Raw genomic sequence first — 13,086 nt, forward strand, 5'->3', positions numbered from 1 at the left:
AGTAAAATCTAAAATAAATAACAAAATTGTAATTATAACTCTAATATTATTAAAAATCAGTGCTTTCTTAAAATACTCTTCACTACTTTCTTCTATTAATATTTTAATACCTGAGGATATTATTAATAGAGCTACAAAAGTTGGTAATATCTTAATACCAACTATATTAATATTAAACAAAGTAAATAAGATTCCCCAGAATATTTTATTATAACCTCTACTCATTACAATTCTCCTTGACTTTTTAAATAAATATAAATATCTTTAAAATTAAAGTTAGGGCTATAAGATATATTGTTTACCTTTTTCGTGTACTCATTTCCATTTTTATCTTCAAAATATATGTTAGGTTTAATATCATAACTACTTAATTTCCTTGAAGGATCTTCTATATTGTGAAACTGAGAAGTAAAATATAAATTCTCATATTTATTGTAAACAACATCTTGCTCTTCTAAATATCCTAATTTATCAATATTAAACTCAAATAGATCTCTACTATATTCAAATAATGGAGAATATACCTTTGATACAAAAATATTATCTGCAACATAAAAAATACTTTGCGAGCTTCCATCACTAGACCCATTCATTCCAATAGAATCCAAAGGACTTTCGTTCTCCTTATACTTACTAAGAATTATTTTACCTAAGTCTACCTCCATACTTCTCCCATTATCAAAGTATACCTTTGCCTTATCTAGCTCAATAACCTCTTCTAACTTTTTATTCCTCCTAGACATATTTAAATCTATAAAAACTGTATGAATATCATAAGGTCCATAAGACTCTATATTATTATTTTCATAGCTATAAAAAGCTGGTATTCCTATGCTTTGATCTTCACCTACAATTACCTCTAAATAAGGAGCTTTATCAAAAACTATGTCTAACACTTTACTTTTATCTCCATTATTAGTTATGTATTTAAGTTCTATACTATATCCAGATAGTGAATACATATCTTCATTTTCATAATAATTTACATCAAGATAACTTTTTAAAAATACTGGATTATCTAGCTTTAGTGAAAACTTTATCCCTATTGAAATAATAAGTGAAATTATAATTAATAATATTGAAATTTTTAAAGACTTTTTTATATCCCTCATTTTATCACCCCCAAAGCCTTGATAATTAAATTATAAAATAACTGGAATAAATTTACCATAATATTTTTATTGTCCTACTATAATACAATACTCAAAAAACTTTGCTTTTACACCCAAAAGAAATAGGCTTTATCAAAAACTCCTTTGATAAAGCCTAAAACAAACTTAATTCTGTAATTTATATTAAATTACTTCCTTATTTATTTTTTCATTATTAAATCTTCAATTTTTCTATTTATAACAGTAATATTAAGCTGTTTTTTCAAGATTTTCTTCTTGCACTAAATCTTCTTTCTCTTCTTTAAGAACAAGGTTTAAAACTAATGCAGTAATAGTACCTGTTGATATACCTGATGTAAATATCATTTTTAATCCTTCAGGTAATTGTGAAATAAATTCTGGTCTGAAAGTTACTCCAAGACCTAATCCAATAGCTGTCGCAATTATTAATAAATTACGTTCATTTATTTTAACCTTACTTAATGTTTTAATTCCTGCTGCTGCAACTGTACCAAACATAACTATTCCAACTCCACCTAATACTGGTTGAGGAATAATATTTACTATAGCAGCAAGTTTAGGTAAGAATCCTAATAAAACTAATATTATACCAGCCATTACAGCAACATGCTTACTAGCAACCTTAGTTAATGGAATTAATCCAACATTTTGGCTAAAAGTAGTATTTGGTAATGTACCAACAACTCCTCCTAACATAGAACCTACACCATCAGCTAAAACTCCTGCTCCAATACGTTTATCATCCATTTCTACTTCTGAAACTTCTCCAACAGCTTTTAAGCATCCAACAGTTTCAATAGCAGTTACAAAATAAGCTGGTATAAATGCTAAAAGTGCCTTTAAATCAAAAGTAACTCCGTATTCAAATATTTTAGGGAATGATATCCAACTTGCTTCTCTTACTGATGAAAAATCTACTAACCCTAATGGAATACAAGCAATGTATCCTACTACCATTCCAATTAGGATTGAAGCACTACTAAGCATTCCTTTACCGTATCTATTTAATAATAAAGTTCCAATTAAAACTAGCATTGCAATAGAAATATTTTTAATACTACCATAATCTGCTGAACCAGCCCCACCTGCTGCCCAATCTATTGAAACTGGAAGTAAAGTTAATCCTATTAAACATACAACTGTTCCAGTAACTAATGGTGGAAATAACTTCATTAATGGTTTTATAAAAAAGCTTAAAACCACTTCAAAAATTGCTCCTAATATAGTTGCACCAATTATTCCAGGTAAGCCTAAAGTGGAACCAACTGTAATAGAAGGAGAAACGAAAGTAAAGTCTGTCCCCATTATACAAGCAACTTTTGAACCAATTTTACCAATTCCCCTCGCTTGAATTATCGTTGCAAGACCAGCTGCTAAAATTGAAGCACTTATTAATGCGGTGCTTGTTTTAGTGTCAAAACCTAAAGCACTAGATAAAACTAGAGGTACTACTATAATTCCTCCAAAGGCAGCAAATATATGCTGAATTCCAAATAAAATTTTCTCAGATAAAGATGGATTATCATCTACACCATAAGTTAGTTTAATTCCATCATTTGATTTTAAATTACTCATCTTTTTCCTCCGTTTATGTAAAATAAAAAACACCCCGCTATCGAGGTGCTTGTCTTAATCAAAAAAGAAACAGTAATTAAAATCACATAAATCTGTTACACAATTAAGTCAAATCCCTCGTAGTCTGCAAATTTACGGTTAGCAGGTAGAAACTTTCGATCCATATTATCGATGATATACGAGCCGTTTTAAAAGTATTATACACGAACATTAAAATTATTTCAATAAAAATTATTTGTATAAAATATAATTCTATTATTTAAATCTATTCTCATCAATAGTATAAACTATTTTAGATACTAGTAATAATAAAGAGCATAACCATACCGATTTTACACCTATAAAAAATGTTAATCCCCCACCAATTGCTGCTCCAATTAAAAAGGCTAAAATAATAAGTGAATATCTTATTGCCCTAGTAGATGCCTCTATATCTTTTTTTACTATAGCTAAATATGCTGACTGTGATGCAGTTCTTAAATTACCAGTACACATTGTAGTACTATAAGGTGAATCTACTAAACTTCTAAAGGAGGAAATTTGAACTGAAGACACAAATGCTATAGTGCTTGTAACAAAAATATCTGGGACTGATTCTGGAATAAATCCAATTATAAATAAAACAGTAGCTTCAATAATTAATATTAACTTTTCTGCTTTTTCATACCCCTTATATCTTCTCATAGAAAGGTCTCTAATTCCTTCAGTAACTAATACTCCTATTATAAAAAATAATATTTGTATAGCTGCCATTAATGCATTTTTATAATTTCCATTAGTAATTCCTAATGCTAGTAAAACCATATTCCCAGTTTCCGCATTAGCAAATACTCCACCTCTACTTATAAATGTGTACGCATCTAAGAATCCTCCAATTATTGCAAGAATTATTCCAAGTCTTAAAGATTCTGAAGTTATCTTATGACTTGGCACCTTATTCCTAAAGGATTTAATTAACCCTTGCCTATATGCTTCTTCTTCCTTAGTAACAGTTTCATTCATTTAAAGGCCCCCTTACTCTAAATATGCTTCTATTTAAGCCTCAATTATATTTCTAAGCCATTTCTTTTGCTTATATCTTCTTAACCCTAAAATAAATTTATATACTTCTTCAATTGTTATCATTGCATAAACATAATATATTGGCAGTCCAAGTACTATTCCACCTAAAAATGCAAATGGTATTCCAACACACCATACTCCTGTTATATCTAGTAAAAGGGATGCTTTTGTATCTCCACCACTTCTTAAAACTCCTACTATATTAATTAAGTTAAACATTCTAAAAGGAAGATAGCAAACAAATACTGTTAAACATCTAGTAATGTCAATTGCTATATTTTCTGGTACTGAGAATAAATTAATTAATGGTGTTCTTATTAATAAACATACTATTCCCATTACAATAGTTAACATAAATTGAAGTACAAAAAAGCTTTTTGAGTGTCTTTCTGCATCTTTTATTTTATTAGCTCCAAGCTCATTTCCTAATATAACAGCTGTTGCAGCACTTAACCCTTGGAATATAACAACACAAATCTGCTCAACATTTTGAGTTATTGTAATAGCTGCTACAGCCTCATCTCCCATTCTTCCATAAACTAATGAATACATAGTTACTCCAAGTCCCCACATAAACTCATTAGCTATTACAGGAGATACTGTTACAAAGTATTTCTTTATAAATTCTTTGTCAAAAGTAACTAATTCTTTAATTTTAGCTGCAGCAGGACCTTTACTAATATATACAACTGCTAAAATAGAAAGACATTCAACTAATCTTGCAATTACTGTAGCAATAGCTGCACCTTGAACTCCAAGCTTTGGAGCTCCAAAATTACCATAGATAAGTGTATAGTTTAATACCACATTAACTAAAATAGAAACTATACTAATAAAAACAGGTGCTTTAACTTGATTAGTTGCTCTTAAAAGTGAAATATAACAGTTTGTAATCGCTGTTAATGGATAACTTAAAGCTACAATTACTAAATAAGACGCTCCTATTGAAATAGTTCCTTCACTAGGCGTAAAAATACTCATAACAGCCTTTGGAATAAATAATCCTGCAAGCATAAAAATAACTGCTCCAGATAGTCCAATGATTAATGATATTCCAAGAACCCTTCTAATATTTTTAACATCTCTCTTCCCCCAATATTGGGCTGTTAAAATAGATGAACCACTTACAATTCCAAAAAGTAATAATGTAAAAACAAAAAACACCTTATTAGCAAGTCCAACTGCTGCTATAGTGCTTTCCCCTAAAGTTCCTATCATCATAGTATCAACAAGATTTAGAGTTGTATTCAAAAGCGCTTGCACAGCAATAGGAATTCCAATAGCTATTGTCTTTTTTAAAAATTTCTTATCTTCAAAAATGCTCTTTAAATATGTAGCCTGCATGTAAACCTCCTGCATCATCTGTATTTTCTTATTAGATATTACCATTTATGATCTTATTAACTAGACTCCCAATATATAAGATAATACTTTTTTATACAATAGTCTATAACATATTTTTATATCCTTTATTTTTCTTAAATGTATATTTTACTCCATTAATATTTTTAATATATCTTTTAATTCCTATAATCCTTCCTTACACAATGAAACACTCTAAAACCTTATAGATAGTTTTGAGCTTAATTCTTCATAATACATTAATTTAAAACACGCAAAGGTAACATTCTGCAAGTTTAAAAGTATTACTTTATAAGTATTAATGAGAAAAGACTAAGTTTCTTTTAGTAATTTTCCCCTAAAATAAACTTAGTCTTTTTAATATCCTATATATTTTGATACTATAGATATCTATTGTATTTAAAATCTAATAAATTACTTTGGTATTTTAACATAAATTTTAAATAGATTTTCATAACATTCTGCATAAATATCTCCATTATGAAGATCTACTATACTTTTAGCTATTGCAAGTCCAAGACCTGATCCAGAAATCTGTGAATTTCTTGACTCATTTCCTCTATAAAATCTATTAAATATTTTATCAACATCTTCTAAAGCTTCTTGTTCTATCTCATTTTCAACACTTATTGTTACCTCTTCTACGCTATCATTAATACCTATAAATACACTACTATTTTCTAATCCATATTTTATAGAGTTTGATAAAACATTTTCAAATACTCTTCCTATTTTCATTGAATCTACATTAAGGGTTAGATTTGAATAATCATACTTTTTAGTAAAAGTTATATTTCTTTTTATGGCCTCAATATATAATTCTCCAATGCTCTGTTCTATAATTTCTATTATATTAACATTTGATTTATTAATGGCTATTGTGTTTGATTGTAGCTTAGAGTATTCAAATAAATCTCCTATAAGTTCTTTTAACTTATAAGACTTATTTAATGCAATTTTAGCATATCTTTTTCTATCATCTTCTATAGTTTTTTCATTATCTATAAGTTGTAAATATCCTATTATAGATGTTAATGGTGTTCTTAAATCATGAGAAACATTTGTAATTAATTCAGACTTTAACTTTTCTTGATTACGCTCCAATTCTATACTATTCTTTAAATTCTCAGCCATAGAATTCATCCCTTTTGCTAAAAATCCTAATTCATCTTTTCCATTCTCAATTATTCTATAATCTAAGTTGCCAGATGAAAATTCATTTATTCCTTCTGTTAACTTTCCTATATATTTAACCTTTCTAAATGAATAAATATATATAATTACTATAGCAACTATAAAGCTAATAGCAATATATAATACCATTTCTATTAACACCTCACTACGACCTTGCTCTTTCCATAATAACAAGTCATATTCCTCATTATCTAATCTTATATCATATTTTTGATATAAATTTCTACCTGTATATCTATTGGTAAATATATCTTTTATCATATCAACATCAATTTTGTCTTCATATACATCCTTAGACTTCATATATATATTTCCAACATCATCTATGATAGCTCCATTTACATTGTTTAAATCACATACTCTTTTTAAATACTCCTCACTATTACTATCATTTCTATAAACATATCTCTCTATTTCAACATAAGATTTATTAAGGGTATTAATAATATTTCCAGTATAATTATCTTTTGCTATACTAGCACTATAGGTAATTCCCATAGCAATTATAAGAAAACTAACTATACTTAATAACATAAACTCTCTTTTTAAACTTCTCTTAAATGTCCTTTTTCTCCTATCACTTTTCAATTTTATATCCAACTCCCCATACAAGTTTTATAAACTTTGGCTCCTTAGGATTAATCTCTATTTTTTCTCTTATATTTCTAATATGTACAGCTACTGTATTATCTGAATTATAAAAAGGTTCGTTCCATACTTTTTGATATATTTGTTCTGTACTTAATACCCTTCCCCTATTTGTAGCTAACATTTCTAAAATATCAAATTCCCTAGGAGTCAATCTTACATATTTATCATCTACATAAACTCCTCTATTTGCTTTATTAATTCTTAATCCATCAATATAAATTTCTTCACTGCTTATCTCTTTTGACTCACTAAAACTAGTAATTCTTCTTAATTGCGATTTTACCCTTGCCACTAATTCTAATGGGTTAAAAGGCTTTATTATATAATCATCTGCCCCTATATTTAATCCTAATATTTTATCAGCATCTTCACTTTTGGCTGATAGCATTATAATAGGCATCTTTTTCTCTTCCCTTATTTTAATACAAGTTCTAATCCCATCAAGTTTTGGCATCATTATATCCAATATTATTAAATCTATATTTTCTTTTTTTAGTTTTTCTAGTGCTTCTATTCCATCACAAGCAGAAATAACATTATATCCTTCATTCATTAGATATATTTCTATTATTTCTCTTATATCTTTTTCATCATCAACTACTAAAATAGTTTTCTTATACTCCATAACAAACAACCTTCCTTTAATTAATCAGAACTGTATTTTAGATATCTCAATATAATTATTCTTTTTCATTATGCTACAGCCCTTCTTTATTGTTGAATTTCTAATTACTTTGAATTCTTTCTTTTAACTAGCAAATTATTAATTGCGTATCCTGAAAAAATAGAAAGTAAGGACATTAAAGGATAAGAATACCTCTCAAATGTAAAATATGGTAAGTAAACTAAGTTAAAAAGCACTATTGTTCCTAAAATCATAGTTATATTGATGTTCCATTGCTTCTTTTTATTACACAATCTTAATCCTAATATAGAGGATACTATTATAAAAATATGTTGCACTAACGCTAACACAAAGCCTAGTATTCCTTGCCAGTAAAATGGTGCTCTCCAAAAATAAAATGTCTTACCCAGTGTGTACCAATAAATATACTTAATTGGTTCTTTCTTACCATATATTTTTAATCTTTCTATTCCAGCTTTTATTTCATTTTCATTACTTTCAATACTATTGGCACCCTTTTCATAAGGAACTCCAAATCCATTACTTTTATCATAATGTACGAAGGTTCCTTGTAAAAATGGATTTCCTGAAGATGCAGTAAAAGGTATAAAAGTATTAAATAACTTATAATTTCTTATCCACCAAGGTGCCATAATTATACAGAATATCACTAAAACTATACTAGCATATTTAACCATATCCTTCAATTTATACTCTTTTCTTAATATCCATATTAATAGTATTATTGCTGGATATGCTGCAATTGTAGGCCTAAACAAACATGCCAAACTCCATACTATAGCTGCAAGTACATATAACCTCATGCTCTTTCTTTCAATTGCATATATACTTAAATATAATAATAAAAGTAATAAAAACTTAAAGATAGTTTCCATAAGAATTAAACTTGGCACATAGTACTCAACAATATATAATGAATTAATTAAACAAGCAATAATTGCAACTTTACTATTGAATAACTTTCGTCCTATAAGAAACACCATATACAAGGATGCACATTGAATAATTACTTGAAATACCCTAAATGCTATGACTGCATCAAACTTACCAAATAGATTAACGAACCATGAAAGTACAACTGTTAAGCCAGGCATTATATAAACTGTAGGCTCTGTTACACTCTCATAAGATATAATTTTATTGCACGCAAAATTCCATGCACTTCTAATATATTTAACATCATCATTATCAAACTTTTCTAAACTTCCTAAAAGTGTAGAGTCACCTAATTTTAGTACATAGACCAATGCAATAATAGCAAACATTACTTCAATTAATAATAAAGCAATTTTTATTTTTTTATCTTCTTTTCGTATTGAAAACATATCCCTATCCCCTAACTCAAACTAATAATAAATGCTCCACCAACTATAAGTACTAGCCCAAATATTTTAAAAGCATTAATACTTTCATTAAATATAAATACACCTGCAATAACACCTAATATGTAACATAGACTTTGTAATGGATATACCTTACTTAAGTCTTCCTTTGATAAAATATAAATCCACAATACGCTTGCTAGTACATATATAATTCCTCCACCTAGTACATATGGATTAAAAATAAAATTAAATATACCCTTTAAAGATATTTCGAAATCTATAGTCTTTGTTCCAAACTTCCATATTATTTGTCCTAATAGTAATAAGATAATATTTGTAAATACTAATACATATGTCATTTATTATCATTCTCCTTAATAAATTCCCAAAGCACCGCATTTTCTTGTGTTAATCTTATTACTTTTCTTTTTATATCAATAATTTCATATATAATATATGTCATAAAAAATAAGCAAATAATATATATAAACACCATAATGTATCCCCCACTATTTTCATATTTTAATTATTCTCTTGTTAGTAAATACTTCGAAAGGCGACATTTAAAGTAGACATTGTTACTTTTGCCATATAGTAAATAGCTTTTATAGGTGTTATTGATGATTTTCCTGCTTCTCTTTCATTCATATTAACCTTAACTTCTTTAACATTTAATCCCTTTTTGCAAGCATAAACTATCGTTTCAACTTCTGGGTAATCTTTTGGGTAATAACTAGAAAATAGTTCTATTCCCTTTTTATTTACTAGCCTATATCCAGAGGTAGTGTCATAATAACTTTTCCCACATAACTTAGAAACTAAATTTGAAAAATACTTTATACCTATATTTCTAAAAACACTTGCTTTGTATCCTGTTTCTTCAACAAATCTAGATCCAATAACCATATCTGTATTCCCTTTTTCAATTTCTCTTAAAAGCAAATTTAAATCTGCTGGATTATGTTGTCCATCACCATCAACTTGGACAGCAATATCATATTCCTTCTTTAAGGCATAAATATATCCACTTTGCACTGCTCCCCCTATTCCTAAGTTTTCAATTAAATTTATAACCTTGGCACCTGCCTTTTTAGCCTCCAAGTAAGTGTTATCTTTTGACCCATCGTTTATAACTACAACATCTGCCCATGGTATATTAAATTTAATTGAAGTAACAACGTTATAAATACTTTTTTCTTCGTTATATGCTGGAACAATAATTAAAGTCTTCATTTTATTAACCTCCTTGTATAATTACTTATCTATAATCTAATTCTAGATTTTAAAATTAAATATTTAGCTTTTAAATTCGCAAGAAGTATTAAAGAAATTATGAAGAATTTATGAAGTGGAAAAACAAAAAGACTATCACTATCGACAGTCTTTTAATATTAGGAGCTTATAGCTCTATTTATTTTGAGCCATGATGCCAACAAGTTTGTGAGGGACATATGCCTCTTCTAAGTAATCTATTTCTTCCTCTGTTAATTTTACAGGAATTGCTTTAATAGCTTCTTCAATATGGGAGATTTTTGTTGCACCAACTATCGGAGATGTAGTTTTTGAAAGTAACCACCCTAGTGCTATTTGAATTCGTGTCATATTTTTCTTTTCTGCAATTTCAGCCACACGTTCAATAATTATTTTATCTTGCTCTTCTGTTAAGTCATATTTACCTTTGGCAAATGAATCTTCCTCAAGTCTCTTAGTTTTCTCTGACCAGTCTCTTATCAATCTACCAGAAGCAAGTGAACTATATGGAGTCATAGCTATGTTACCATCTTTACAACAAGGTACCATCTCTCGTTCTTCTTCCCTAAAGAGTAAATTATAGTGATTTTGAATAGAAATAAATTTACTCCATCCATTTTTCTCAGCTATACAATTTGCTTTTTCTAGTTGCCATGCAAAGCAATTTGATATTCCTATATAACGTATTTTTCCTAAAGTAATTTGCTCGTGTAACGCTTCTAATACCTCTTCTATTCCTGAAGAGTAGTCCCACATATGACAAATATATAAGTCTATATAATCAGTTTCAAGATTCGATAAACTCTTATTTAACATATTATTAATATGCTCTTCTACACTAATATTGCTTTTTATTTCAGCTGTATTTCTTGGTGGAAATTTTGTAGCAATTATAACATCTTCACGATTCACTAATTTTTTTAAAGCTCTTCCAAGATACTTCTCACTAGTACCGCTCTGATAGCTAATTGCAGTATCGAAGAAATTTATTCCTTCTTCAAGTGCTCTTTTTATTATCTCAAAGGACTTCTCCTCATCAAGAGTCCATGAATGCATTCCTTGTTTTGAATCTCCAAACCCCATACATCCAAGACAAATTCTAGAAACATTTAAATCTGAGCTTCCAAGTTTAATATATTCCATTACAACCTCCTAATTTCATATATTTCTGAACAATACATAGTTTAACAAATGTTATAAATTAAAAATAAAAAATAAGCAATTTAAGTGTATATAGCTTCAGCTGAATCGAATCGATTTGAAGATTTAACTATATACACTAATTGCTCATTTTTTATTGATTAAAGTTCTTCACCATTTGAAGCTATAACTTTCTTATACCAGTCAAAGCTCTTTTTCTTAGTTCTCTTTAAAGTTCCATTTCCTTCGTTATCTCTATCTACATAGATAAATCCATAACGCTTTTTCATTTCACCAGTACCAGCACTAACTAAATCTATACAGCCCCATGTAGTATATCCAAGTAAATCTACTCCATCTAAATCAACAGCTTCCTTCATAGCTTGGATATGCTCTTTTAAATACTGAATTCTATAGTCGTCTTCTACATAACCATTTTCATCAGGTACATCAACAGCTCCCAGACCATTTTCCACTATAAATAGTGGTTTTTGATATCTATCATATATAGTATTTAATGTGATTCTTAATCCTAATGGATCTATTTGCCATCCCCATTCACTTGCCTTTAAATGTGGATTTTTTAAAGATGCAAATATATTACCTTCTGTTAACTTATTTACTTCTGGATCAGCACTTGCACATCTTGAAGAATAATACGAGAAGGAAATAAAGTCTACTGTATTATTCTTTAATAGTTCCTTATCTTCTTCAGTTATATCTATTTTTATACCCTTTCTTTCCATTTCCTTTAATGCATAAGCTGGGTATTGTCCTCTAGATTGAACATCTATAAAGAAATAGTTTTCTCTATTTTTATTCATAGCTTCTAAAACATCTTCTGGTTTACAAGTATATGGATAAGTATCTCCAGCTGCAAGCATACATCCAACCATCATATTTGGATCAACTTCATGAGCAATTTTAGTAGCTAAGGCACTTGCTACTAACTCATGGTGAGCTGCTTGGTACTTAACTTGTTCTTTGTTTTCACCATCTTCAAAGCATATACCTGCTCCCATAAAAGGTGCATGAAGTATCATATTAATTTCATTAAATGTTAGCCAATACTTAACTAAACCTTTATATCTATTGAATATGGCATTGCATAAGTTCTCATAGAAACCTATCATTTTTCTACTTCTCCATGCACCATAAGTTTTAATTAAGTGCATTGGACAATCAAAGTGAGTTATTGTAACTAATGGTTCAATTCCATACTTCTTACATTCCTTAAATAACTCTTCATAATATTTTAATCCTTCTTCATTTGGAGTTTCTTCATCTCCTTTAGGAAAAATTCTACTCCAAGCAATTGAACATCTATAAGTCTTAAATCCCATTTCTGCAAATAGCTTAATATCTTCTTTAAAAGTATGATACATATCTATAGCTTCTTTTGCTGGATAGAAATGTTCGTCATCAAAATCAAACATCTTCATTTCCCCGGCAATAACAGGGAATCTATCTTTACCGATAGGAACTACATCTACATTTGCAAGTCCTCTTCCCCCTTCATTATATCCGCCTTCACATTGGTTTGCAGCTGTTGCTCCTCCCCATAAAAAATCTTCTCTAAATCCCATTTTTCTTCCTCCTTGTTAAAATTAAATTAATACAGTTAATGAATTAACTTAATAATATATAAAAACTTTATTACAACTTGTATAATTAAATAAAAAAACCTACTTGTATATAAAATAGACCCAACCATCTGTTAGGTATTTACATACAAATAGGTCTAGCT

Annotated in this window: 11 protein-coding genes, 1 pseudogene and 1 riboswitch; all 12 genes and pseudogenes read right to left on the reverse strand. The window is 28.5% G+C overall.

What is annotated here, in order from left to right:
• Window positions 1–225 (reverse strand): annotated as a pseudogene (locus tag E6248_RS07035) (hypothetical protein); the annotation flags it as partial.
• A complete protein-coding gene (locus E6248_RS07040) occupies window positions 225–1,112 on the reverse strand; it encodes a hypothetical protein (RefSeq protein ID WP_316340110.1) in 888 nt (295 codons plus the stop codon). The gene E6248_RS07040 and the pseudogene E6248_RS07035, both read right to left, overlap by 1 nt.
• Before the next feature lie 249 nt (window positions 1,113–1,361).
• Window positions 1,362–2,708 (reverse strand): nucleobase:cation symporter-2 family protein, encoded by a 1,347-nt coding sequence (locus E6248_RS07045; protein ID WP_316340111.1) that lies wholly within the window; start codon window positions 2,706–2,708, stop codon window positions 1,362–1,364.
• A gap of 100 nt (window positions 2,709–2,808) precedes the next feature.
• A riboswitch (purine riboswitch) is annotated at window positions 2,809–2,910 on the reverse strand.
• A 53-nt stretch (window positions 2,911–2,963) separates the two neighbouring features.
• Window positions 2,964–3,710, reverse strand: a complete 747-nt coding sequence (locus E6248_RS07050; protein ID WP_316340112.1) for a YoaK family protein — start codon at window positions 3,708–3,710, stop codon at window positions 2,964–2,966.
• Window positions 3,711–3,743: 33 nt separating this feature from the next.
• A complete protein-coding gene (locus E6248_RS07055) occupies window positions 3,744–5,114 on the reverse strand; it encodes an MATE family efflux transporter (RefSeq protein ID WP_316340113.1) in 1,371 nt (456 codons plus the stop codon).
• 432 nt (window positions 5,115–5,546) lie between these two features.
• A complete protein-coding gene (locus E6248_RS07060) occupies window positions 5,547–6,914 on the reverse strand; it encodes a HAMP domain-containing sensor histidine kinase (RefSeq protein WP_316340114.1) in 1,368 nt (455 codons plus the stop codon).
• Window positions 6,904–7,602, reverse strand: coding sequence for a response regulator transcription factor (locus E6248_RS07065; RefSeq protein ID WP_316340115.1), 699 nt, complete (start codon window positions 7,600–7,602; stop codon window positions 6,904–6,906). Before E6248_RS07065 ends, E6248_RS07060 begins: the two co-directional genes overlap by 11 nt.
• A gap of 104 nt (window positions 7,603–7,706) precedes the next feature.
• The gene (locus tag E6248_RS07070) at window positions 7,707–8,948 is read right to left on the reverse strand and encodes a glycosyltransferase family 39 protein (protein ID WP_316340116.1); all 1,242 of its coding nucleotides are present in this window, start codon (window positions 8,946–8,948) and stop codon (window positions 7,707–7,709) included.
• A gap of 11 nt (window positions 8,949–8,959) precedes the next feature.
• Window positions 8,960–9,307, reverse strand: a complete 348-nt coding sequence (locus E6248_RS07075) for an EamA family transporter (RefSeq protein WP_316340117.1) — start codon at window positions 9,305–9,307, stop codon at window positions 8,960–8,962.
• A gap of 178 nt (window positions 9,308–9,485) precedes the next feature.
• Window positions 9,486–10,181, reverse strand: coding sequence for a glycosyltransferase family 2 protein (locus E6248_RS07080; RefSeq protein ID WP_316340118.1), 696 nt, complete (start codon window positions 10,179–10,181; stop codon window positions 9,486–9,488).
• Between the two features lie 174 nt (window positions 10,182–10,355).
• Window positions 10,356–11,342 carry an aldo/keto reductase gene (locus E6248_RS07085; RefSeq protein WP_316340119.1) on the reverse strand — a complete coding sequence of 329 codons (987 nt, stop codon included), beginning with the start codon at window positions 11,340–11,342 and terminating at the stop codon, window positions 10,356–10,358.
• Between the two features lie 158 nt (window positions 11,343–11,500).
• Entirely contained in the window at window positions 11,501–12,925 is a 1,425-nt protein-coding gene (locus E6248_RS07090; RefSeq protein ID WP_316340120.1) for a 6-phospho-beta-glucosidase, read from the reverse strand.
• Window positions 12,926–13,086: the final 161 nt, after the last annotated feature.

The sequence above is a fragment of the Clostridium sp. genome (genome assembly GCF_032552055.1).
Taxonomy (GTDB): domain Bacteria; phylum Bacillota; class Clostridia; order Clostridiales; family Clostridiaceae; genus Clostridium.